Source organism: Pseudoalteromonas sp. 3D05 (assembly GCF_002723455.1).
Taxonomy (GTDB): domain Bacteria; phylum Pseudomonadota; class Gammaproteobacteria; order Enterobacterales; family Alteromonadaceae; genus Pseudoalteromonas.
In genome coordinates this window covers 1-22684 of record NZ_PDUS01000013.1, presented here as the reverse complement: position 1 = coordinate 22684, position 22684 = coordinate 1, and the positions used below count along the sequence as shown (strand labels likewise).

Genomic DNA, 22684 nt, shown 5'->3' with positions numbered 1-22684 from the left:
TTTTTATCTTTTTATGTGCTTAGCTATGTTTTACGTGATTTTAAGAAAGTCCACAATGCTTTCAAAGGTGCTCTCAAAGTTTTTAAAACTATGATCACCTCCAAATTCAACATTCTGTTTGCATTGCGAATAATATTTTACTGCTTGCTCAAATCCGAGTACTTCATCGCCAGTTTGTTGTAATAAATACAGTAGCGAGGGCTGCTTCAACTGTGTTACAAAGAGTGCTTTTAACGCATTAATATGGCTTTTATTTAGTTCGTAATGGGTATCTTGATACGGGTTATAATTCGACCCTAAAAATGAACTTAATAATAAAAACGGCTTAACCGCAGGGTTTATTAGCACTGCAGGAAGCTGATACCTTTGTGATAAATAAGTGGCATAAAACCCACCTAGTGAGCTACCTATCAAAACCGAGTTTGGCGTTAATAATTGCTCCAGTTGAATTATTGCATGCAATGGTTCGTGACTTAAGCGCGGTACACAATATTCTACATTGTAGTGTGCCATATACTCACCAAAGCGCACAGCTTTATATGACTTTTCACTGCTATTAAAACCGTGAATATAGATTACTCTTTTAGCCATATTACATCCGTTTCACAGCATAAGCTCTGTGTTTCATGATTTTTAAATACAGTCATCATTCGATACGTAGGCCCGAGGTTTTGCTGCAACCATTGTGATGTATTTTTGGTAAATTGCACCGAACTTGCTGGAGTGGCAACTACATTCATATTTCGAAAGTGAAAGTCATAGTCATTATGAACATGTCCATGAAAAAGCCAATTAACTTGATTACTGTTATTCAATACATTGAGTAATTGCGGACCATTTTCCAACATGTGTTTATCTAAATACCCGTTAATAGGCAAAGGGTTATGATGGCAAAAAGCAATACTTTGGCGCTGTGATGAGGCTAAATAGTTAGTAATATCATCCAAATGTGATTGTGTAACCCACCCAGCAGGTGTAATGCCTTTTGAATTAAGAAGTAAAATATCAAAACCATCTGCATTAATGATCTTGGCATTTGAAATCTGCTTGTTACTTAACTGTGTCAGTAGCTCAATCTCGTCATGATTACCTGGCAGCCAAACAACTGGGCAGCTTAATGGCGATTGCTCAATTAATTGAGCAAATAACGTATACGACTCTTGGCTATGATCTTGTGTTAAATCACCACCAAAAATCACACAATCGAAATTTTGTGTTGCCATGTGCGACAAACATGCAGCGAAGTGTTGGGCCGTATTAACACCAAAATATTCACCATCAGATTGTGCAAATAAGTGGCTGTCGGTAATGTGCGCAAGTTTTAACGTTTTTGTATCAAGCTTTAAGCTATCATCAAACCAAGCCATTGTTTACATCCCAATTCAGTACAGAACGGCCACTTTCAACGCATGCCACTAACCAATCATATAGAAATGCATTAAGTTGATATTTTTCATCTTTTTGATGCATTAGTGGATTGGGGTAACCATAAGAAGGCTTAATTCTTTGATGATAATCATGATGGATAATTTCAGCTACCTTAGCGTCGTGATAAAGTCTGACCGTCAAAAAAAGAGGGCTCATCCGCTTAATCGTGCCCGATAGTTGAGTAATTGAGATATCCATGGTGTATTTGGCACAACCATCTATTTTAATTTCAAATTGATGCCCACCTAATTGTACTTGGCGTTTTTCTGCCAGCTCTTTTTTAGCTGGCAATAACTTTAATGCGCGCAAATAGTTGTGCTCACATAAAGTAAGGTACTTAGGTAGACTTTGAATATATCGTTGTTTCGCTGCTATTGATGTCAAATTTGCGCCCTAAAGTTAATGGTTAAAGGTAGCTTATTTAGATTGATTGAGTACACGCTCACGATTTAGCGCCAGCCACTGTAATGAAATCACAGTGGCTGCATTGTCTATTTCACCATTATTTAAACGCGCAATGGCATCGTTAAAACTTATGATGTGAGTCTTAATATCTTCGCCTTCAGTTTCAAGACCAAAAACACCACTTTGCAAATTACTCAAATCCGCAAGCGCTAAGTACAAATATAACCGCTCTGTCGTTCCACCCGGGCTAGATAAATAAGATAACATATACTCTAGGTGCTGTAATTCAAGCCCCGCTTCTTCAAGTGCTTCGCGTTTGACTACTGCTTCATAATCGGTGCTTTGGTCTGTCATTCCAGCTATACATTCAAGCAACCAAGGCGAGTCCTTACTTCGCATAGCGCCAATACGAATTTGCTCAATGAGTAATAGTTGATCTGTTTTAGGATCATAGGGCAATACAGCCACCGCATCTCCGCGCTCTAAAATTTCGCGTTTGATGGTCTGTGACTCTCCACCTGCAAACAACGCGTGTTTAAACTGGTATAAGTTAATTTTAAAAAAGCCATCATATAAATTTTCAATTGGCTCCAATTTGACATCATCATTGTTAAATTGATCGATTATTTTGTTTGCCATTACAGCTCCATTATTTGTTGCTTAACTCAAAATGTTTGTGAGCTATTATATTCTGTTACACTTGTTTGCGCTGTTTTACACAATTTTTTTGTTGTTATTTTACAAAACAGGTTAACATGCTTTTAGTACGCAAATTGTCTAAGGACTGAACGACCAATGAAAAAGAACATTTTATCTGCGCTGATCGGTTTATCATGTGCATTGACTGCTACAGCATCAAATGCTGAAGATCTATTACAAGTATACGAAATCGCCACTGCAAATGATCCCACTGTTTTAAAAGCAAAGGCTCAAGCCGATGCGCAATCTTATAACAGTGACCGTGCTTTAAGTGCCTTACTTCCTCAAATCGGTTTCTCGATGGGTTATGAAAAAAGAGATGGCACCTCATATGATGGCACCGATGCCCTTGGTTATGCAAAAATAGAGAGTGAATCTGACACCTTCAGCCGTGGTTTAACTTTAAACCAAACTCTTTTTGACTTAGGTGCATGGAATTCTCTTGGTATTGCAGATAAACAAGCTTTACAGGCAACAGCACAATATGACTTTGCACAACAAGATTTGATTGTACGCGTAGCAGATGGCTACTTTAACGTATTGAGTGCTATCGATAAGCTTGAATTTGTGCAATCTGAAAAACGTGCTATTGAACGTCAACTCGAGCAAACAAAACAGCGCTATGCCGTTGGCCTAACAGCGATAACTGATGTACACGAAGCACAAGCACAGTATGATAACTCAGTCGCACAAGAAATTGTTGCTAAAAATGGAGTTGAAACAGCGCGTGAGTTACTGCGTGAAATAACCGGTAAATATCATGCAAAACTCGATACTTTAAACACCGAGACATTTTCAACGGTTAAACCTAACAAACAATCGGTTGATTTTGTAAAAATAGCCGAACAAAACAATTTGAACCTTCAAGTTGCGAAAGTCACTGTTGATATCGCGAAAGATCAAATCGATTTGGCTCAAGCTGGGCATTATCCAAAATTAACTCTTAGCGCAACTTATGGCGATTCATTAACTGACACTGCGCGTAATAATATGAAGCCCCGTGGTGATAGCACAACAGTAGGCCTTAACTTTAGTGTACCAATCTACTCTGGTGGAGCAACAACGGCTGCGACAGACCAAGCACGTGCGTTTTATGTTGCAGCAAGTGAAGATTTAGAGTCTTCACTTCGTGGTGTTACCCGCTCTGTAATTACATCTTATAATCAAGTTGTATCAGACATTGCAACTTTCAAAGCGCTTGAACAAGCTGTTGTTTCAGCTGAAAGTGCGCTAAAAGCGACTGAAGCAGGCTTTGAAGTTGGCACACGTACTATTGTTGACGTACTCATCAGCACACAGAATCTATTTAACGCAAAAAGTAACTTAGCGAATGTTCGTTATCGTTATGTTGTTTCTACATTGCGCTTAAAACAAGCTGCTGGCACATTAACGAGCGAAGACTTAGTTGCCATTAACCAAGGCTTAAAGGAAATTTAAACAACTTTAAAATTTCTTTTAAAAGCCAGCTTTGTGCTGGCTTTTTTGTATTTTTTATCGCTTACAGTTAAACTGCCTTTTTTAACGTTTGAGATGTTTTTGTGGTTAACTCTTCTGCTTTTAAGTTGTCTTTTTTAGGTCCCCGTTATTGGCTTACGTGGGTAGGTGTGTTTTTCCTTTATGTAATCTCTTGGCTTCCGCAAAAATTACAGTTAGCCATGGGCAAGTATTTAGGCCGATTAGTTCACCGCTTTATGAAAAATCGCCGTCATATTGCTGAAGTAAACGTCAAACTATGCTTTCCAGAATTATCGGCCCAAGAACAGCAACAGCTCGTTTTAAAGAATATGGAAAATACTGGCATTGCAATGATGGAAACCGGTATGGCATGGTGGTGGCCACAATGGCGAATAAACAAAGTATGCGGTTCATTTAAAGGCATTGAGCACCTAGAGAGCATTCAGCGCTCAAAAAAGGGCGCGCTGCTTTTGGTACCTCACATGCTGCATTTGGAAATGACTGGCCGTGTAATGGGTATCAAGTGCCAAGGTGTTGGCTTTTACCGCCCCCATAACAACCCATTAATGGAATACTTTACTACAAAAGGCCGTTTACGCTCCAATGAGTACCTCGTGGGCAAACGAGATGTAAAAGGTCTATTACAAGCGCTTAAAAATAAAAAGGTTTGTTATTATTTACCGGACCAAGATTATGGCCGTAAACGCTGTGAATTTGTGCCATTTTTTGCAGTACCCGATGCAGCAAGCACGACTGGTACCTTACTTTTTTCTGCAAGTAAACATTGCGAAGTTGTCAGCCTTACAAGTCGCCGTGATGAACAGGGGAAATATCATTTGGAAGTATTACCCGTGCTCAATAACTTCCCTAGCGGCGATGATAAAACCGATGTAACACGGGTTAATCAACGTATGGAGCAAGCAGTCAACATCGCACCTGAGCAGTATATGTGGTTACACAGGCGTTTTAAAACTCGTCCTGATGAAAATGCACCGTCTTATTACAAGTAGCAGGTGACTTTGCGTTTTGAATATGATTTTATAAACAAAAATAAACAAGAGTATTAATTATGTGGTTTTGGGTTAAGCATTTATCATTAGCTGTTATTCTCATATTGGCTGCTCTTTATTTTTTATTTGGCCACGGCCCTGTCGTTAACGTAAAAGAATCGACCAATGCCGCTGCGCAAGGGCTGTCTCGTTTTTATGCGTCTTTACGCAACCAAATAAACAAAAGTAATGAGCGTGATAAATATGTATTAAAGCTCTCTGCGCCTGACGTAAATATTGATGCTGCATTGATTGAGCGAGCCAAAGTTGTTGAGCCATCAACGCCCAATTGGTCTGGAGAGTTAATGCCAAGACGTTTTGAAAATGGATCTACATTAAAAAAAGTGCTTTCTAATTACGCTCGTGAAGAAGACATTGTTTTGTATTGGTATCTAAGTAAAGATTATGTTGTTAAAGATCATTTTCGCGTCGACAGTAATTTTAACTCCACCTTGTATCAAGTTGGCCGTGCAATCAACGATGACTTTGAAAATGAGGTGTACACGTTTTTTTGTTATAAACAAAGAGCAGCCGTTATTACCGAACTACCCTCTGAATATGTACGTGAAAACTGCCGCCGTTTAAAAAGTTAGGGTCTGTTGACCCTATTTGTCTAATGCAAAAATGCTGTGCCAAGCATTAACCACTAAATCAATATGTTGCTTAACATGCTCACGTTCAATACAACGTCCTTTTTGATCAAGACTTAGGACATGATAGTGCGAGCGATAATCAATATAGGCCGCTATCAGCCCTTCTTTAACTTTTTGACTGATACACCCTAATTTTGCCGCATCGGTTAAAATTCTAACGTTGTCCGAGTAAGTTGTTAGCTGCTCAAATGTATGCGCATTTTTAAGTACTAAATATTGTGTTATGAATTCAATATCAGTCATTGCACCTGCATCCTGCTTTAAATCAAATAACAGACTACTGCCCTTGGCCAAGTGACCACGCATTTTTTCCCGCATTTTAATAACGTCATCACGCAACAGTTGTTGATCACGGGCTTGGCATAATATTGCAAGACGTATTTGTGCAAATCGCTCCACCAGCTCAGCTTGGCCGAAAATCATGCGTGAACGAACCAACGCCTGATGCTCCCATGTCCATGCTTGAGTTTGTTGGTAATGATTAAAGCTTTCTAGGTTTATAGCCATTAACCCTGATGCGCCTTCGGGTCTGAGCCTTGTGTCGAGTTCATAAAGGATACCCGATGCTGTGCGAGTGTTGAATAAGTGCATTAAACGCTGAGCTAGCTTTAAATAGTATTGTCTAGAAGAAATTCCTTTATCGCCATTCGTGTGACTTGTGCCATCGTGATTATGAACAAAAACAAGATCTAAATCGGAATCATAGCCAACTTCAAAGCCGCCAGTTTTACCATACGCAATCACTCCAAACCCTTTATTTTCGTCGTTTGTATTAGGCGGTGTGCCAAACCGTAAAGCCATTTGCTGCCACGCTATATTAATCGCTTGTTCTACAATCGCTTCTGCAAGTGCTGTCAGGTGATCGCTCACTTTCATAACATCAAGCACGCCAGTAGCATCAGCCGCAGCAATCCGCAATTGATGAGTTTGCTTAAATTGACGTAGCGCTTCCATTTGCTGCTCTAAATCTTCGTTATCGATACGTAAAAAGTATTGACGAATTTCATCTTTATAAGCGCTAAGCGATGTAGGTTTATAAAGCACTGCAGGATCGATAAGTTCATCGAGTAAAATAGGATAGCGAGAAATGTGTTCTCCAATCCATTTGCTGTGACAGCATAAAGACACAAGCTGTTTCAATGCTCCTGGGTTTTCAAAAAGCAGCTCAAGGTATGCAGTACGCGAAATAATTTTATTAAGCACTTGGCTAATCATTCTAAAAACATCACCTGAAGCATTGCACTGCGAAAGCTGCTTTAGCAACAGTGGCATCAGTTTGTCGAGAATGTCACGGCCGCGTAGCCCTATTTTTGCCTTAGCTAAGCGCCCTTTAAAGTCATTTAACGGTTGCTGCCATGCATCATTTGGCTCTGTGAGTAGACTTATATCACCATGCTCCCAGGCACTAACAAAAGCACTTTCACAAGGGTCGTCAGGTTCATTCTCATAGCCTATAACTAATTCGAACTCACCATGGATGGCGGTCATTTTTACATTTATATCTGCGAGCGTTTTCTCAAAATCGGTGTAGCCTGTTAAATAATTTAAGCGCTGTTGATTGAGTTCATCATCAGGCAAAGTCTGAGTTTGCTGATCATCAAAAATCTGTAAGTACTGCTCTACCTTTCGCAAATATAAATAATTTTGTTCTAATAGCTGTGCTTCACTTTGAGCAATAACTTGGTTTTTACTTAGTTGAGCCAACGCTTTTATTAATGATTGCGTTTGTAAATTTGCTTCTCGGCCACCACGTACCATTTGCAGCGCTTGAACGACAAATTCAACTTCGCGGATCCCTCCCGCCCCTAGCTTTATATTATTTGTAAGGCCTTTACGGCGAACTTCTTGGGCTATCATTTGCTTCATTTTTCGTAATGATTCAATGACAGAAAAATCAATATATCTTCGGTATACGAACGGTTTTAACAATTGATAAAACTCGTTAGTGTAGTTTGTAGGTGCTCCAATCAAACGTCCTTTGAGCATGGCATATCGTTCCCACTCTCTGCCTTGCTCTTGGTAATAATCTTCAATGGCATTAAAACTCATCACTAAAGGGCCACTTTCACCAAAGGGGCGTAATCGCATATCCACACGAAACACTTGGCCATCAGCTGTATTTTGGTTAAGTGCTGCAATTAATTTTTGAGCGACCTTGGTGTAAAAAACTTGGGCTTCTAAAGAGCGCCTACCACCTTGTGTCTTGCCTGTATGAGGGTAAGCAAAAATCAAATCGATATCTGAAGAGTAGTTGAGTTCTCGTCCACCGAGTTTACCCATACCTAAAACGAGCATAGGGATTGGATTGCCCTGTTCATCTACAGGCTGCCCATTCACTTTAGCTACCTGTGAAAATGCCCATTGGTTAGCGCCGTTTATGAGGCTGTCAGCCAATTGCGAAATATAGTTAATACTATCGGCAATTTCATTGCTACAGCATAGATCGAGAAAGGCAACTTTAAGCCAATAACGTTGACGATACTGGCGCAAAATCTTATATCCTGCGGCTTCTTCTAATTCTGTTAAGTCAAAATCTAAAAATGGACATGGGCAGTCGCGAAGAGACATTTCATGCTCACAGAGTAACATATCAATGAGTTCAGGCTGAGCGTCGAGACAGCGCCATGCAAAGTCACTTAACCCCAATAATTGGACTATTTTTTTATTAACCGTCCGCTGCCCATAAAGCGCTGAAAATCGTTCTTCGCCAAGTTTTTGTAATTGCTGGGGGAATATTGCACTTTTACTCATTAAAAACTCTCTTTTATATCAAGCATATCCATACTAGAATAACTAACATACTAAAACCAATTAGGTTAACCATGTCATATTTGTCTTTATCTAACACTAGTTTAGTGGCTATTGCTATTTGTTTTACAGTTATTTGTATCGCAGTCTTTAGTTTGCGTGGATTAAACCACTTAAAGGCAAAACAAGCTTTAAAAGAAGAGCTTGCGCAGCATGATAACTTTGCAATGGGGATCAGTTTTGCCTCAGAGATTACTGTAGTCATTGCAACCATTGCCTATTTATTTGATGAAATAAGCCTTAGCGCCGCACAATCGAATCCATTAAAAATTATGATTCTAATCGTGCTGTTGTTCGCGTTTATTAAAGTTGGTCACCTAATTCATCGAAAATGGATTTTGTACCGTTTTAACGAAGAAGCCGCTATTTTAAAACAAAATGTATGTGCAGCCATGGTTGATTCTGGCATGTTAATAGCTAACTGTATAATTTCATTAGGATTATATAATTGGTCCCACACGCAAGGGTTTAGTAGTTTATTGATTGCCTTTGTTAGCTTCTTTTTACTACAAGGTTTTTTTGCCTTAGACAGCAAAATACGAGAATACCGTTTTGCAAAAGCAAACCAAGGTGCTTCATTACAAAGCAACTTTAACCTAGAAAATACCTCTATTGGCATTCGTTATGCGGGAAAATCAATAGGCCTCGCATTAGCAATGTACGCTGGTTTAGCCAGCGCTACCTTCCACAATGGTAAAATGGTCGAAAACTTATTCACATTAGCTTTACATTGCGGCTCGATGTGGTTATTACTGTATATATTAACGTCCGTCATCAAGTACATCTCTTTACCTAATATTGATACTGCGCTTGAGATTGATCATCAAGATAACATTGGGATAGCCTGCATTGAGTTTGCAGTTTTTTGCGCTATAGGCTATTTACTAATAAGTATGTTTTCAATTTAATTATTGAAAATACCCAAAATGCGGGGCCTTATGCCGTTTCAAGTAAGTAACTTTTTATTGATTGATAATGACAGTGAGTTTAGTAGACGATTTACTGAGCACTATTTTGGCGCCTCAAAAAACAGCACACTAGTATCAGCAGGTGCAAATACTCGCCAATTAGTTAGGCTGATGTTTGATCAACTTATCAAAGATTATTGTTACTGTGACTTCGCGAATGAAATTAGCGTCTCTGAGCTGGCAACCTACTTACATGAGCATCACGAAATTGACGGTGTTTTATTCAACCAAACGGATTATCTTTTAGCTGATGATAACCAACGCTTTATTTATAACTCACTTCATAGCGTGCGCTTTTTAGTCAGTGAAAGCGAGCAAGGTTTTCAATTTACGCCTGTCGCAGATGAAGCACAAAACAACCACTTATCATGCCAAAGTGACATTGCAGAAACCCCTCAAAATTTAGATGCTCTAAGCGAAAAGCTCAACAGTTAGCTCTGATCCAGTAACAATAGTATTTGCACCCAAGCCCAGCCTTTCATACCATAGCCATATTAGCTATTTATCTTAAGGTCATCATGCGCGTTCCTCATATTTACCAAGCAAGCGATATTGTTTTATCAACCCCAGTTCAACTTGATGATGATGCTGCAGGCCATATCGGTCGCGTTCTTCGAATGAAAGTTGGTGAGCAAGTTTCTCTATTTAATGGCCAAGGTGGCGAATATTTATGTGAATTGATAGAGGTTGGCAAAAAGTCTGTGGTTGCGATGCCAATTGTTTTCAATGACATAGATGTAGAGTCACCACTGCGTATTCACCTCGGCCAAGGTATTTCTCGCGGTGATAAAATGGATTTCACCATTCAAAAGTCAGTAGAATTAGGAATTACAGAGATAACACCTATTTTTAGCAAACGATGTGGTGTTAAGTTAACTGCAGAACGCTTAGCCAAAAAGCACCAACAATGGCAAAAAATAGCGATTGCTGCGGCTGAACAGTCCGGCCGAAATCGTATTACAACCATTCACCCTCCGATTGATATCAGTGACTGGCTCCGCCAAAAAAGCGATGAAATAAAATTAACTTTGCACCCACGAGCAGAGCATTCAATAAAAACAATTACCGTGCCCGATAGCGGTGTGCGCTTTTTAGTCGGCCCTGAAGGCGGTTTTACTGATGAAGAAATTACGCAAACTAAAGAGCAAGAATTTGTCGATATCCGTATTGGACCACGTGTTCTGCGAACTGAAACTGCCGCTTTAACGGTGTTAAGTGCATTACAACTGCAGTTTGGTGACTTAGCGAATTGAAATTACTAAAACTACCCTCATATCAATAACACTGTATTTAGTAAGGTAACAACATGGCGATTAAATTAGGTATCATTTCAGACCCTATTAGCGGGTTTAATATTAAAAAAGACACGGGCTTTGCAATGATGATGCAAGCTCAAAGCCGTGGTTACGAAATCTACTACATGGAAATGGATGACCTATCGCTGCGTAAAGGTAAGGCATATGCAACAGCCGCTAAAGCAACTGTATTTGATGATGAAAATCACTGGTACGAGTTAGAACAAAAGAGCACAATTGCTTTGGCCGATTTAGACGTCATTTTAATGCGTAAAGATCCGCCATTTGATACCGAATATATTTATGCAACCTATATTCTTGAACGCGCAGAGCTTGAAGGCACGTTAATTATCAACAAACCCCAAAGCTTGCGCGACGCCAACGAAAAGCTATTCACAGCTTGGTTTAGCGAGCACACGCCAGATACTTTGGTGACACGCGATAAAAATCAAATTCGTGAGTTCCTCAAGGAGCATAAAGACATTATTCTCAAACCTTTAGATGGTATGGGTGGCGCATCTATTTTCCGCGTAACTGAAAATGATGCCAATTTTGGCGTGATCTGTGAAACTTTAACAGAGCATGGTACACGCTTTGCGATGGCACAAAACTTTATTCCAGAGATCAAACAAGGTGACAAGCGCGTATTAGTCGTTAATGGTGAAGTTATTCCGTATTGTTTAGCACGCATACCGCAAAATGGTGAAACACGCGGAAATCTAGCTGCAGGAGGGCGCGGTGAAGCTCGTCCAATTAGTGACGCAGACCTTAAGATCGCTCAAGCTGTGGCACCAACACTCAAAGCTAAAGGGCTCGTTTTTGTTGGTTTGGACATAATTGGTGACAAACTTACAGAAATAAATGTTACCGCACCAACGTGTGTAAAAGAAATTGAAGCAGCGTTTGATATTTCTATTACTGGGATTTTATTTGATGCAATTGAAGAAAAATTAGGTCGCAGTTAAACAAACTATGCCATACTTCAATTACTAAAAATGTGAGCTCTGGTGTTAGAGTTATTTCTAACAGCTTAATATTTCATTCTATTTGCTTGTGAATTTAATCCAGAGCTTTCGACATCACAAAAATCTTGATGCACCAAAGCTTTCCTATTTAACTGAAATAAATGCAGCACATGTTAACGTGCTACTTAATTAAAGTGACTCCCCCTGCAATGGGGCAAAATAAGGGGTATCGTTATGCAATCATTAGAAAATCACTTTTTAATCGCAATGCCATCAATGCAAGACCCTTTTTTTAAACGTGCTGTTACATACATTTGTGAGCACAATGAAGATGGGGCTATGGGCTTGGTGATTAACCAACCCATTAATATCACCGTTGGTGACTTACTTGATAAAATTGAAATCGATAACGACAAATCAAATCAATCTGCACAAGTAGCAGTGTACGCCGGTGGACCAGTAAAAACCGACCGCGGATTTGTTTTACACTCACCCAAGCCCGGCTATGCTGCCAGCCAAGAGCTTAGCAGTGACATCATGATTACCACATCTAAAGATGTATTAGCCAGCCTTACAACCACACAAGCACCTGAGCAATTTATAATTACTTTAGGCTATGCAGGATGGGAGCAAGGCCAGCTTGAACAAGAGCTACTAGAAAACTCTTGGCTTATAATCAAAGCAGACCCTGATATTATTTTTAACACTCCCGTGGAAAAACGTTGGGAAAAAGCGGTCGAAACTCTCGGTTTTGACATCGGCCAACTCTGTACTGAGGCTGGACATGCTTAAGCTTTATTAGATAAAACAGAAGATACAATGACCAAAAGACAACTCAAGCCCAAAGGTGAACGTACTGTGATGGGCTTTGACTTTGGCACAACCAGTATTGGTGTTGCCATTGGCCAAGAATTAACAGGCACTGCATCAAGTCTCAGTGCTGTGAAAGCAAAAGACGGCATTCCAAATTGGGATTTTATAAAGAAACATATTGATGAATGGCAACCCGATTTGCTGGTTGTTGGCTTACCATTAAATATGGATGGCACTAATCAAGAAGTTACTTTTAAAGCTAAAAAGTTTGCAAACCGCCTTCACAACAATTTTGGCCTACCTGTGGAGACTCAGGACGAGCGTTTAACAACGGCAGATGCCAAGGCGCGTTTATTTGAACAAGGTGGCTACAAGCGCTTAGGCAAAGGCAATGTAGATAATATGTCTGCTGTCATTATTTTGGAAAGCTATTTTGAACAAGCTTACGGGTAAGTGGTAAGTTGATAATAACCTGATCGTTAAGCTGTGGTATGAACCCAGCTTGGCGATATGCTTTTTCTATGGCGCCTTTTTCGCGTAAAATTTTCAACCCTTTTTGCAATGCTTTAAAAGCCCGCAAGCCATCAGGGTGTAATTTAGATACAACAAAGTGACGACTGTCATCTAATAACACAAGCATATTAGGGACGGCACTGAGTTTAATTCCCTCAAGTACATACTCATTATTCATTTCAGGCATTAATGGCATCAACATAAAGTCGACCCACTGCATAGACACCATTCTTACTTGACTTAACCACTCATCTTCCCTAATTAACTCTTTAAGAGGTAATTGCGACAGTGTATGCCAATCGGTTCGCCAGCGAGGTGTTGATACACTCGTGAGAGTATTAAAATCAGACAGATTTTTTATATTAAAGACAGCTTTGTTGTCAGGCGAGGCAAAGATACCAGCAAAATACTCCCCTTTACGGATCACCGGATCACTGATAAACACTTCACCATTAAAAGCCTTAGTATCTTCATACCAATAGCTATCAAAGCTGATTAACAGATCTCCTTTTTCCAATAGACGGGTATTGCGAAAGTTTATTTTTCCAACTTGATAATCAAAGGTTTTTGTAAATCCACCTAAGTGTAACGCTTGTTGGGCGATAATCATATCGACCACATCACGACGGATAAACTTAGTATTAAAATCTTTAACTTGGATGGGCTCTTTACCGCCTAAAAAACGCTTATAGTCATTATAAACATCATCTCGAAGGTAAATAGCAATGGGTTCAGACTGAGAGGCAACAAAAAATGGCGTGCACACGCAATAAAATAAAAAGAAAGTACAAAACCATTTTTTGCCAAACTGCATACGGCTAACCTTTGTTGTCTAAGCCATCAATGGTTACACCTTGTAAAAAGCCAGCTCCTTGCTGTTCATTGTTTCTAAGTTTAATCATCAAACGTAAGTCGTTTGGTGAATCAGCGTGATGAAGCGCATCTGCGTAATTAATACGTTGTTGCTTATAAAGCTCAAACAAAGCCTGATCGAACGTTTGCATGCCCATATCTTTGGCTTTTGCCATGGCTTCTTTAATTCCGCCAATATCTCCTTTTTTAATTAGCTCACCTACAATCGGAGAATTAAGCAAAACTTCAATGGCAGCAACACGGCCATTGCCATCAGAGGTTGGGATCAATTGCTGTGCAATAATTGCTCGTAAATTTAATGATAGATCATATTTGAGTTTGTCGTGTTTTTCTTTTGGTACCAAGTGCATAATGCGGTCAATAGCTTGGTTGGCGTTATTTGCATGCAGCGTTGCTACACAAAGGTGGCCTGTCTCCGCAAAACTAAGTGCATATTCCATAGTCTCTTGTGAGCGAATTTCACCGATTAGAATAACGTCAGGAGCTTGGCGTAATGAGCTTTTTAAAGCAGATTCAAAGCTATCTGTATCAAGACCGACCTCACGTTGAGTAATAATACTCTTACGGTGCTCATGCACAAATTCGATCGGATCTTCTATTGTTAGAATATGTCCCCGCTGATTGCGGTTACGATAACCGAGTAGTGCAGCTAGTGACGTTGATTTACCTGTTCCAGTTCCACCAACAAAGAGTACCAACCCCCGCTTAGCCATGATCACATCAGTCAATGTTGAAGGCAGCCCTAGGTCGTTCACGTCCGGTATTTGGGTTACGATACGGCGAATGACCATGCCTGCACGATCGCGCTGCCAAAAAGCTGAAACCCTAAATCGGCCTTCATCCGTCGCAATGGCAAAATTACACTCTTTCGAGTTATGAAACTCTGCTTTTTGTTTTTCACTCATCGCTGATTCAACAAACGCAAGCGACTCCTCATCAGTAAGTTTATCATCGCCTAAGGCGATCAACTCACCATTTATTTTAGCACTGACAGGTAGTTGGCTTGATACAAATAAATCAGACCCTTCCTTATCTATCATCAACTGTAAAAAGTAATTTAGAGAGTGAGACATACTTTTCCTTATTGCATGGGCAAAGGGTTAACCGCCAAAGTTAGCTTTATCTTGGGCTTTAGCGCGTGCTTCAGCGTTGGAAACAACACCATGATTGACAAGATTGATTAAACATTGATCCATGGTTTGCATACCATGAGATGACCCTGTTTGGATTGATGAATACATTTGTGCAATTTTATCCTCTCGGATTAAGTTTCTTATTGCTGGTACGCCTATCATAATCTCGTGTGCTGCAACTCGCCCTCCCCCCACTTTTTTAAGTAAGGTTTGTGATATAACAGCTCTTAATGATTCAGAAAGCATGGATCTCACCATGTCTTTTTCTTCACCCGGGAACACATCGATAATACGGTCAATGGTTTTTGGCGCAGAAGTAGTATGCAAAGTACCAAACACTAAGTGACCGGTTTCAGCTGCAGTCATTGCCAGACGAATGGTTTCTAAGTCACGTAATTCCCCTACCAAAATAACATCAGGGTCTTCACGTAACGAACTTCTCAGTGCATTGGAGAAGCTGTGTGTATCGCGATGAACTTCACGTTGGTTGATCAGCGATAGTTTATTGTCGTGGACAAATTCAATTGGATCTTCAATCGTTAAGATGTGGTGGTGCTTATTTTGATTAATATAATCGACCATAGCTGCCAAAGTCGTTGATTTACCCGAGCCCGTTGGTCCCGTGACAAGCACCAAACCTCGAGGGTTATCTGAAATCGTTTTAAATATATCAGGGGCACCCAAGTCGTCTAATGTCAGTACTTCACTTGGGATGGTACGAAATACAGCAGCAGGCCCCCGGTTAGAATTAAAAGCATTAACACGAAAACGCGCTAAATTAGGCACCTCAAAAGAGAAATCGACTTCCAGGTTTTGCTCGTAATCCTTTCGTTGATTATCATTCATAATGTCGTAAACTAAGCTGTTTACATCTTTATCTTCCAGTGCTGGAATGTTTATACGACGCACATCGCCATCGACACGGATCATAGGGGCAACACCTGATGATAAGTGCAGATCCGATGCTTTATGTTGAACACTAAAGGCCAATAATTCGGTAATATCCATTTATGACTCCACAACCAACTGATAATTATATGGTTACAATACCAGAACGACTTAACGCCGCCTATGCAAGAATTGTAAATGCGGCAAAAAAAAGCCACCGTAATGAACACGATATCAGCTTACTTGCGGTATCAAAAACAAAACCTGCTGAATACATTTTAGCCGCTTATCAGCAAGGGCACAGAGAATTTGGTGAATCTTATGTTCAAGAAGCCGTTGATAAAGCCATTCAACTTGAAGAATATAGCGATATAACTTGGCATTTCATCGGCCCTATTCAATCGAATAAAACAGCGTTGGTCGCTAAACATTTTGATTGGGTGCAAAGCATTGAGCGTGAAAAAATTGCTAAACGCTTAAATGATCAACGCCCAGAAAATAGACCACCACTGAACGTATTAATTCAAGTAAATATAAGTTTAGAACCAGCTAAATCGGGCTGTCACCCTGACGAGCTTATGGATTTAGCTAAATATGTTGATGATTGCGCAAATTTAACGTTACGTGGAATCATGGCTATCCCCGCAAAAACTGACGATTCACAGCAGCAAACACAATATTTTGAGCAATTAGCGACTTGCTTTGATAGACTTAAGGCCTTATATCCTCAAATAGACACCTTGTCGATGGGTATGAGTGGTGATGTAGAAGCAGCAATTGCTGCAGGCTCGACCATGGTACGGATCGGCACGGATATTTTTGGCCAACGAAGCTAAGGTGATAACTAAAGTATGACAGATAAAACAATTGCGTTCATAGGCACAGGTAATATGAGCTATGCCATTATTGGTGGCATGGTTAAAAATGGGTTTGCAGCATCGAATATCATTGCGACAAACAGAAACCAAGAAAAACTCGCTAAGGTAGCAGCAGACTTCGGGGTTAAAACCACCGCCGACAACAACGCAGCACTGCGTGATGCCGATGTAATTGTGTTATCCGTTAAGCCACAAATGATGGGCGACTTATGCCAATCTTTCCAAGATTCGGGTGTGGACTTTAGTGATAAACTGTTTATCTCTGTTGCAGCAGGCTTAACAGTTAATCGATTACGTGAAATGCTTGGCCAAAAAGTGAAAATGGTGCGCTGTATGCCTAACACCCCTTCTTTACTTGGTCGTGGTGTATCAGGTTTGTTCGGCGCAGATGAAACGGCTGACGAACATGACTTTGTACAACAGGTCTTTGAGTGCACAGGTATTGCGGTTTGGGTTGAACAAGAGTCTGAAATAAACAATATCATTGCCGTGACCGGCTCATCGCCTGCTTACTTCTTTTTATTCATGGAAGCCATCGAAGAAAAAGCAAAAGCCTTGGGCTTTAGTGATGACGATGCGCGCCGTTTAGTGCAACAAACCGCATTAGGTGCCGCAGAAATGGCTTTATCGCAGCCTGATATCAGTATTTCGCAACTGCGTGCCAATGTTACTTCGAAAGGTGGCACAACGCATGCTGCTGTTGAGCACTTAAAAGAGCAAGGTCTAACAGGTACCGTTGCAGATGCAATGGATGCTTGTATTGCTCGCGCAGAACAAATGGAACAAGAACTTTAACTAGGACCTATTGACCTTTTTAGGTTGAATTTACACCAGTCTGTTTGGTATTTAGATAAGGCCGCGCCTATGTTGTGTGGTTGTTCATCATAAATAAGTTAAACGCAGTATTAATGCCAAATAGACGCTGCCCGAAAGGTTCTGCCTCGGGGCGATTTACTCTTTGTAGCTCGGTTTTTACTTAGTCCACTAAGTTACAAACTTGGCGCTGCGATTGAACCGCCCTTAGCTTGAACAAATTTTAATCCGTGAAGGTCAACTGACCCTAAGCGATAACGCTCATTTTTCGAGGTAAATTATGAATGCCATGCAATTTTTAGTCGGGATTGTATTTGATCTGTTTTTGATGGTGGTGCTGCTTCGCTTTTGGCTCCAAACAGCCAAAGCTGACTTTTACAATCCATTGAGTCAGTTTGTTGTTAAAGCAACCTCATTTGCTGTTAACCCACTACGCAAAATTATTCCCGGTTTTGGTGGCTTAGACTTAGCCTCGCTGTTGTTGGCATTTATTGTTGCGGTAGCAAAAATTTCAACCTTAATGCTTTTGTTTTATGGTGGCTGGGCTGCACAAACGGTTTTCGTATCAGCTTTTGTAACGGTAATAAAAGAAGCACTTAACCTGATGTTTTGGGTCCTAATTATTCGTGCTTTATTAAGCTGGGTAAGCCAAGGTTACAACCCTATCGAGGCTGTTTTCCATCAGTTAACTGAGCCAATGTTGAAACCAATCCGTAGAATAATACCGCCATTGGGTGGCTTTGACCTATCGATAGTTGTACTCATAATTGCTCTGCAATTTGGTCAAATCCTCTTTATGGATTTAATTGGTTAAAACATTTTCATGATTGAGGCCATTAGGCCTCTTTTTTAAAGGTTAAATATGAAAAAGCTAGTTAGTATTTTATTTTTTGCATTCGCAGGTATCACGTTTAGTGCGCATAGTGAGCAGCAACTAGGAGGCCAATATAAAGAACTTGGGCCTTGGCAAGTGCATTACATTGCATTTCCCTCAACATTTATCCAACCGCAAATAGCAAAAGCGTATGGCTTAGAGCGCAGTGACTACAAGGGTATTATTAATATTTCGATTTTAAAAAACAATGCCGATAAAACCGCACAAACCGCTATTCTTAGTGGCACAGCTAAAAACTTACTTGGCAATAAACAAACCCTCACGTTTAAAGAAGTGATTGAAGGCGAGTCTATTTACTACCTTGCCCAAGTGAAGTTTACTAATGAAGAGATTTTACGTTTCGATATCGAGATAAAACAGAACAATCAATTTCAAAAGTTACAGTTTCAACAAAAATTTTATGTAGATTAAATCATGACAAAAACCTTAGTTTTAGCCACAGGTAACCAAGGAAAGGTTAAAGAACTAGCACAGATGCTCAGCCCACTCGATATTAACGTAGTCCCGCAAAGTGACTTTAACGTTTCTAGTGTGCCAGAAACCGGCACGACGTTTGTTGAAAATGCCATAATTAAAGCCCGTCATGCAGCAAAAGTAACCGGATTACCCGCTATTGCTGATGATTCAGGTTTAGAAGTAGATGCACTAAACGGTGCTCCGGGCGTATACTCTGCTCGCTTCGCCGGGGACGATGCCACTGACCAAGACAATATCGACAAGCTTTTAATTGAGTTAGGTGATAACCCTATTCGTAGCGCTCGATTTTGGTGTGTATTGGTACTAATGCGCCATAGCGATGACCCTACACCTCTTATTTGCAGTGCAAGTTGGGAAGGTCAAATAACACAAGCCCAAGATGGTCAAGGTGGCTTTGGCTACGACCCCATTTTTTATGTCTCTGAACTTGATTGTACCAGCGCACAACTAACCAAAGAGCAAAAAAATGCCATCAGTCACCGTGGCCAAGCATTAAACTCTCTATTATCAGAGCTTAAACTTAAAGGCGGCCTGTGAAATTACCCCCTTTAAGTTTATACGTGCACGTACCTTGGTGCGTGCAAAAGTGCCCATATTGTGACTTTAATAGCCATGGCCAAAAAGGTGATATTCCTGAAAAAGAATATGTTCAGCATTTAATTGACGATCTAAAGACCGATTTGCATTTAGTGCAGGGGCGTAAAATTCATTCTATCTTTATCGGCGGTGGCACACCCAGCTTACTAACGGGTAACGCGTATGTGAGCTTATTAAATGCTGTTGACTCGTTAATTGGTTTAGCAGACAACTGTGAAATCACCTTAGAAGCAAACCCGGGGACCGTTGAAACAGGCCGCTTTAAAGAATACGTCGCGGCAGGTATTAATCGTATCTCGATTGGTGTGCAAAGCATGCAAAACGACAAGCTCAAAGCGCTTGGTCGAATTCATGGTGCTGATGAAGCCGTTTATGCTGCACAGCAAGCCCATGAAGCTGGTTTAAATAGTTTTAACCTCGACCTTATGCATGGCCTTCCAGGACAATCCTTAGACGACGCGCTTAGCGACTTAAAAAAAGTCATTGCATTAAATCCTCCCCACATATCATGGTATCAATTGACTATTGAAGCCAATACCCAATTTGCTTCAAAACCCCCCACTCTTCCACCTGACGACACATTGTGGGATATCCAAGAGCAGGGTCAAGCTTTACTAGCTGATGCAGGTTACCAACAATATGAAATTTCAGGCTATGCAAAACCGGGTTATCAATGCCAACATAACTTGAATTATTGGCGCTTTGGCGACTATTTAGGAATAGGCTGCGGCGCACATGGTAAAGTTACTGATACAGCCTCAGGGGAAATCACACGTACGATGAAAGTAAAACATCCACGTGGCTACATGGACTTGGCAAAACCTTATTTATTTAAGCAGTGGACGGTTGAAAAAGACGACTTACCTTTTGAATACTTTATGAATCGTTTTAGACTTTTCGAAGCCTGCCCTAAAAGTGATTTACATGCACTTACAAATTTATCGCTACAAAATCAGTCGCAAGCCTTGAACAAAGCGATAAATAAGGGCTTACTTATTGATATGGACAACTACTGGCAAGTAAGCCAAAAAGGTCACCGTTTTTTAAATGACCTGCTAGAATTGTTTGTGTAGTGGCGAGCGTAAAGCTTGTCGCCTCATACTAATAATAATTAATTTATAACCTTTATTGGTTTCTAACAACAAAAGGGAAAACATGCGTAAACTTACCTTTATCGCTGCCGCAGTGAGTATTGCACTGCTAGGTGGCTGCCAGCAAATGACTGAGCAAAAAAGCACTCAAACAGTTCAAGTGCAACCTGTTCAAAGCGAAATTGACAAAGCCAATGCGTTTTTTGAAGATACATTTAACCGTGATGTGATGAGCAGTCCTATTTATCAAACCTACATGGGTATCAAAAAAGATTACGATAAATGGGATGATGGCAGCGAAGAAAAAGCACTTAAAGATCTTCAGCAAACTAAAGACGACTTGGTAGCATTAAATGCGATTAACCGTGACCTACTCGATGAAAATACGAAAGTAAGCTACGACCTTAAAAAACAAGACCTTGAAAACAGCATCGCTGATTTTAAGTGGCGCTACCATAATTACCCAGTGAACCAAATGTTTGGTGTTCACTCGATGATCCCTGCGTTTATGATAAACCAGCATCAAGTGTCTGACTTATCAGATGCTAAAGCGTATATCTCGCGTCTGAACGGTGTAACAACCGTTATCGATCAGTTAATTAAAGATTTAGAAACACGCGCTGACAAAGGCATTATTGCGCCTAAGTTTGTGTTTCCACATGTGATTGACTCAAGCAAAAACATCATTGTTGGCGCGCCATTTGAAAAAGGCGAAGATTCGACGTTACTTGCTGACTTTAAGCGTAAAGTAGACGCACTAGAAATCGATCAAGCAGAGAAAGATAGCCTGATCAGCGATGCTGAAGCAGCACTTAAGTCAGCTATAAAGCCGTCTTACTCTAAGCTTATTAATTACTTAGCGCAGCTTGAAAAACGTGCTGACGACCGCGATGGTGCATGGAAATTCCCTGATGGTGAAGCGTTCTACAACAACGCATTAGCACGTACAACAACGACTGACCTAACAGCAAAAGAAATCCACACTATAGGCCTAGCTGAAGTGTCTCGTATTCATGATGAAATGCGTGAAATCAAAGACAAAGTCGGTTTTAAAGGTGATTTAAAAGCGTTTATGCAGTTTATGAAAACTGACAAACAATTTTATTACCCGAATACAGCTGAAGGTAAGCAACGCTACCTTGATGAAGCAACTGCAATGATCGATAACATGAAGACGCGTTTAGACGAGCTTTTCATTGTTAAGCCAAAAGCTGATTTAAAAGTAAAAGCAGTTGAAGCATTCCGTGAAAAAGCTGCAGGTAAAGCATTCTATCAGCAACCTGCACCAGATGGTTCACGCCCTGGTATTTACTACGCAAACCTCTATGATATGGAAGCAATGCCAACGTACCAAATGGAAGCACTTGCTTATCATGAAGGTATGCCTGGCCATCACATGCAAATAGCTATTTCACAAGAGCTAGAGGGTGTGCCTAAATTCCGTAAATTCGGTGGCTACACAGCGTACATTGAAGGCTGGGGTTTATACTCTGAATTAGTACCAAAAGAAATGGGCCTGTATGAAGACCCATATTCAGATTTCGGTCGTCTTGCTATGGAACTATGGCGTGCATGTCGATTAGTTGTAGATACCGGTATCCACGAAATGAAGTGGACTCGCCAACAAGGTATCGACTATTACGTGAATAACACACCAAACGCGACCTCAGATGGCGTAAAAATGGTTGAACGTCACGTTGTAATGCCTTCACAAGCAACAGCCTACAAAGTAGGTATGCTTAAGATTTTAGAGCTACGTGAAGCTGCGAAAGTGAAACTTGGTGACAAGTTTGATATTCGTGAATTCCATGACGTTGTACTAAAAAATGGTGCAGTACCATTAAACGTACTAGAAACATTTGTTGACCAATGGGTTGCAAGTAAATCAGCTGCTTAACAACACCTGTATACGTATATTAAAGGCCGCAATTGCGGCCTTTTTGCTGTTTGTAAACCTCGCTAACCTGTACTTTGGATAATAAATCTAT

At 40.4% G+C, this 22684-nt stretch carries 24 protein-coding genes; 16 read left to right on the top strand and 8 right to left on the bottom strand.

Annotated elements, in window-relative coordinates:
• Positions 1-30: 30 nt before the first annotated feature.
• From CSC79_RS13460 to CSC79_RS13445, 4 genes are read right to left on the bottom strand one after another with little or no spacing between them, the layout of a single operon-like run.
• On the bottom strand, positions 31-591 hold the full coding sequence (locus CSC79_RS13460; RefSeq protein WP_099296283.1) for a YqiA/YcfP family alpha/beta fold hydrolase: 561 nt from the start codon (positions 589-591) through the stop codon (positions 31-33).
• A complete protein-coding gene (locus tag CSC79_RS13455; protein ID WP_099296282.1) occupies positions 576-1367 on the bottom strand; it encodes a metallophosphoesterase in 792 nt (263 codons plus the stop codon). The genes CSC79_RS13460 and CSC79_RS13455 overlap by 16 nt, the downstream gene beginning before the upstream one ends.
• On the bottom strand, positions 1354-1812 hold the full coding sequence (locus tag CSC79_RS13450) for a DUF1249 domain-containing protein (RefSeq protein WP_099296281.1): 459 nt from the start codon (positions 1810-1812) through the stop codon (positions 1354-1356). Before CSC79_RS13450 ends, CSC79_RS13455 begins: the two co-directional genes overlap by 14 nt.
• A 33-nt stretch (positions 1813-1845) precedes the next feature.
• Positions 1846-2472 (bottom strand): NUDIX domain-containing protein, encoded by a 627-nt coding sequence (locus CSC79_RS13445; protein ID WP_099296280.1) that lies wholly within the window; start codon positions 2470-2472, stop codon positions 1846-1848.
• Positions 2473-2628: 156 nt separating this feature from the next.
• Here CSC79_RS13445 and tolC point away from each other — a divergent pair, with 156 nt between their 5' ends.
• The 3 genes from tolC to CSC79_RS13430 all read left to right on the top strand — a co-directional run bounded on the left by tolC (position 2629) and on the right by CSC79_RS13430 (position 5629).
• Positions 2629-3969 (top strand): outer membrane channel protein TolC, encoded by a 1341-nt coding sequence (gene tolC / locus CSC79_RS13440; RefSeq protein ID WP_099296279.1) that lies wholly within the window; start codon positions 2629-2631, stop codon positions 3967-3969.
• A 101-nt stretch (positions 3970-4070) separates the two neighbouring features.
• Positions 4071-4997, top strand: coding sequence for an LpxL/LpxP family Kdo(2)-lipid IV(A) lauroyl/palmitoleoyl acyltransferase (lpxL, locus tag CSC79_RS13435; RefSeq protein WP_099296278.1), 927 nt, complete (start codon positions 4071-4073; stop codon positions 4995-4997).
• Positions 4998-5056: 59 nt separating this feature from the next.
• Positions 5057-5629, top strand: a complete 573-nt coding sequence (locus tag CSC79_RS13430) for a TcpQ domain-containing protein (RefSeq protein WP_099296277.1) — start codon at positions 5057-5059, stop codon at positions 5627-5629.
• Between the two features lie 12 nt (positions 5630-5641).
• Here CSC79_RS13430 and glnE read toward each other — a convergent pair whose 3' ends face one another.
• A complete protein-coding gene (gene glnE / locus CSC79_RS13425) occupies positions 5642-8440 on the bottom strand; it encodes a bifunctional [glutamate--ammonia ligase]-adenylyl-L-tyrosine phosphorylase/[glutamate--ammonia-ligase] adenylyltransferase (protein WP_099296276.1) in 2799 nt (932 codons plus the stop codon).
• Positions 8441-8511: 71 nt separating this feature from the next.
• On the opposite strand from glnE, the gene CSC79_RS13420 reads away from it, so the two are divergent.
• From CSC79_RS13420 to ruvX, 6 genes are all read left to right on the top strand, one after another.
• The gene (locus tag CSC79_RS13420) at positions 8512-9405 is read left to right on the top strand and encodes a hypothetical protein (RefSeq protein WP_099296275.1); all 894 of its coding nucleotides are present in this window, start codon (positions 8512-8514) and stop codon (positions 9403-9405) included.
• A gap of 30 nt (positions 9406-9435) precedes the next feature.
• Positions 9436-9900, top strand: coding sequence for a hypothetical protein (locus tag CSC79_RS13415; RefSeq protein WP_099296274.1), 465 nt, complete (start codon positions 9436-9438; stop codon positions 9898-9900).
• A gap of 83 nt (positions 9901-9983) precedes the next feature.
• The gene (gene rsmE / locus CSC79_RS13410; protein WP_099296273.1) at positions 9984-10718 is read left to right on the top strand and encodes a 16S rRNA (uracil(1498)-N(3))-methyltransferase; all 735 of its coding nucleotides are present in this window, start codon (positions 9984-9986) and stop codon (positions 10716-10718) included.
• A 53-nt stretch (positions 10719-10771) separates the two neighbouring features.
• On the top strand, positions 10772-11725 hold the full coding sequence (gshB, locus tag CSC79_RS13405) for a glutathione synthase (RefSeq protein WP_099296272.1): 954 nt from the start codon (positions 10772-10774) through the stop codon (positions 11723-11725).
• A 234-nt stretch (positions 11726-11959) separates the two neighbouring features.
• On the top strand, positions 11960-12517 hold the full coding sequence (locus CSC79_RS13400; RefSeq protein WP_099296271.1) for a YqgE/AlgH family protein: 558 nt from the start codon (positions 11960-11962) through the stop codon (positions 12515-12517).
• Positions 12518-12544: 27 nt separating this feature from the next.
• A complete protein-coding gene (gene ruvX / locus CSC79_RS13395) occupies positions 12545-12991 on the top strand; it encodes a Holliday junction resolvase RuvX (RefSeq protein WP_099296270.1) in 447 nt (148 codons plus the stop codon).
• On the opposite strand, the gene CSC79_RS13390 is transcribed toward ruvX, so the two are convergent.
• From CSC79_RS13390 to CSC79_RS13380, 3 genes are read right to left on the bottom strand one after another with little or no spacing between them, the layout of a single operon-like run.
• Positions 12954-13865 carry a hypothetical protein gene (locus tag CSC79_RS13390; RefSeq protein ID WP_237114022.1) on the bottom strand — a complete coding sequence of 304 codons (912 nt, stop codon included), beginning with the start codon at positions 13863-13865 and terminating at the stop codon, positions 12954-12956. The two genes, ruvX and CSC79_RS13390, sit on opposite strands and share 38 nt — an antisense overlap.
• 4 nt (positions 13866-13869) lie before the next feature.
• Positions 13870-14997: a PilT/PilU family type 4a pilus ATPase gene (locus tag CSC79_RS13385; protein WP_099296269.1), complete on the bottom strand. Its 1128-nt coding sequence runs from the start codon at positions 14995-14997 to the stop codon at positions 13870-13872.
• 27 nt (positions 14998-15024) lie between these two features.
• On the bottom strand, positions 15025-16065 hold the full coding sequence (locus CSC79_RS13380; RefSeq protein ID WP_099296268.1) for a type IV pilus twitching motility protein PilT: 1041 nt from the start codon (positions 16063-16065) through the stop codon (positions 15025-15027).
• 2 nt (positions 16066-16067) lie between these two features.
• On the opposite strand from CSC79_RS13380, the gene CSC79_RS13375 reads away from it, so the two are divergent.
• From CSC79_RS13375 to CSC79_RS13345, 7 genes are all read left to right on the top strand, one after another.
• Positions 16068-16781, top strand: a complete 714-nt coding sequence (locus CSC79_RS13375; RefSeq protein ID WP_099296267.1) for a YggS family pyridoxal phosphate-dependent enzyme — start codon at positions 16068-16070, stop codon at positions 16779-16781.
• 15 nt (positions 16782-16796) lie between these two features.
• Positions 16797-17618 carry a pyrroline-5-carboxylate reductase gene (gene proC / locus CSC79_RS13370; protein ID WP_099296266.1) on the top strand — a complete coding sequence of 274 codons (822 nt, stop codon included), beginning with the start codon at positions 16797-16799 and terminating at the stop codon, positions 17616-17618.
• A 298-nt stretch (positions 17619-17916) separates the two neighbouring features.
• The gene (locus CSC79_RS13365) at positions 17917-18450 is read left to right on the top strand and encodes a YggT family protein (protein ID WP_099296265.1); all 534 of its coding nucleotides are present in this window, start codon (positions 17917-17919) and stop codon (positions 18448-18450) included.
• A gap of 48 nt (positions 18451-18498) precedes the next feature.
• Positions 18499-18942, top strand: coding sequence for a DUF4426 domain-containing protein (locus tag CSC79_RS13360; RefSeq protein WP_099296264.1), 444 nt, complete (start codon positions 18499-18501; stop codon positions 18940-18942).
• Positions 18943-18945: 3 nt separating this feature from the next.
• Positions 18946-19545 carry an XTP/dITP diphosphatase gene (locus tag CSC79_RS13355; RefSeq protein ID WP_099296263.1) on the top strand — a complete coding sequence of 200 codons (600 nt, stop codon included), beginning with the start codon at positions 18946-18948 and terminating at the stop codon, positions 19543-19545.
• Positions 19542-20678, top strand: coding sequence for a radical SAM family heme chaperone HemW (gene hemW / locus CSC79_RS13350; RefSeq protein WP_099296262.1), 1137 nt, complete (start codon positions 19542-19544; stop codon positions 20676-20678). The genes CSC79_RS13355 and hemW overlap by 4 nt, the downstream gene beginning before the upstream one ends.
• A gap of 82 nt (positions 20679-20760) precedes the next feature.
• Complete coding sequence (locus CSC79_RS13345; RefSeq protein WP_099296261.1) at positions 20761-22593, top strand: DUF885 domain-containing protein; 1833 nt, start codon at positions 20761-20763, stop codon at positions 22591-22593.
• Positions 22594-22684 lie beyond the last annotated feature (91 nt).

Coding starts and splice junctions, on each gene's coding strand:
- CSC79_RS13460 (WP_099296283.1), bottom strand. CDS start 591: ATGGCTAAAAGAGTAATCTATATTCACGGTTTTAATAGCAGTGAAAAG.
- CSC79_RS13455 (WP_099296282.1), bottom strand. CDS start 1,367: ATGGCTTGGTTTGATGATAGCTTAAAGCTTGATACAAAAACGTTAAAA.
- CSC79_RS13445 (WP_099296280.1), bottom strand. CDS start 2,472: ATGGCAAACAAAATAATCGATCAATTTAACAATGATGATGTCAAATTG.
- tolC (WP_099296279.1), top strand. CDS start 2,629: ATGAAAAAGAACATTTTATCTGCGCTGATCGGTTTATCATGTGCATTG.
- CSC79_RS13430 (WP_099296277.1), top strand. CDS start 5,057: ATGTGGTTTTGGGTTAAGCATTTATCATTAGCTGTTATTCTCATATTG.
- glnE (WP_099296276.1), bottom strand. CDS start 8,440: ATGAGTAAAAGTGCAATATTCCCCCAGCAATTACAAAAACTTGGCGAA.
- CSC79_RS13420 (WP_099296275.1), top strand. CDS start 8,512: ATGTCATATTTGTCTTTATCTAACACTAGTTTAGTGGCTATTGCTATT.
- CSC79_RS13415 (WP_099296274.1), top strand. CDS start 9,436: ATGCCGTTTCAAGTAAGTAACTTTTTATTGATTGATAATGACAGTGAG.
- rsmE (WP_099296273.1), top strand. CDS start 9,984: ATGCGCGTTCCTCATATTTACCAAGCAAGCGATATTGTTTTATCAACC.
- gshB (WP_099296272.1), top strand. CDS start 10,772: ATGGCGATTAAATTAGGTATCATTTCAGACCCTATTAGCGGGTTTAAT.
- CSC79_RS13400 (WP_099296271.1), top strand. CDS start 11,960: ATGCAATCATTAGAAAATCACTTTTTAATCGCAATGCCATCAATGCAA.
- ruvX (WP_099296270.1), top strand. CDS start 12,545: ATGACCAAAAGACAACTCAAGCCCAAAGGTGAACGTACTGTGATGGGC.
- CSC79_RS13390 (WP_237114022.1), bottom strand. CDS start 13,865: ATGCAGTTTGGCAAAAAATGGTTTTGTACTTTCTTTTTATTTTATTGC.
- CSC79_RS13385 (WP_099296269.1), bottom strand. CDS start 14,997: ATGTCTCACTCTCTAAATTACTTTTTACAGTTGATGATAGATAAGGAA.
- CSC79_RS13380 (WP_099296268.1), bottom strand. CDS start 16,065: ATGGATATTACCGAATTATTGGCCTTTAGTGTTCAACATAAAGCATCG.
- CSC79_RS13375 (WP_099296267.1), top strand. CDS start 16,068: ATGACTCCACAACCAACTGATAATTATATGGTTACAATACCAGAACGA.
- proC (WP_099296266.1), top strand. CDS start 16,797: ATGACAGATAAAACAATTGCGTTCATAGGCACAGGTAATATGAGCTAT.
- CSC79_RS13365 (WP_099296265.1), top strand. CDS start 17,917: ATGAATGCCATGCAATTTTTAGTCGGGATTGTATTTGATCTGTTTTTG.
- CSC79_RS13360 (WP_099296264.1), top strand. CDS start 18,499: ATGAAAAAGCTAGTTAGTATTTTATTTTTTGCATTCGCAGGTATCACG.
- CSC79_RS13355 (WP_099296263.1), top strand. CDS start 18,946: ATGACAAAAACCTTAGTTTTAGCCACAGGTAACCAAGGAAAGGTTAAA.
- CSC79_RS13345 (WP_099296261.1), top strand. CDS start 20,761: ATGCGTAAACTTACCTTTATCGCTGCCGCAGTGAGTATTGCACTGCTA.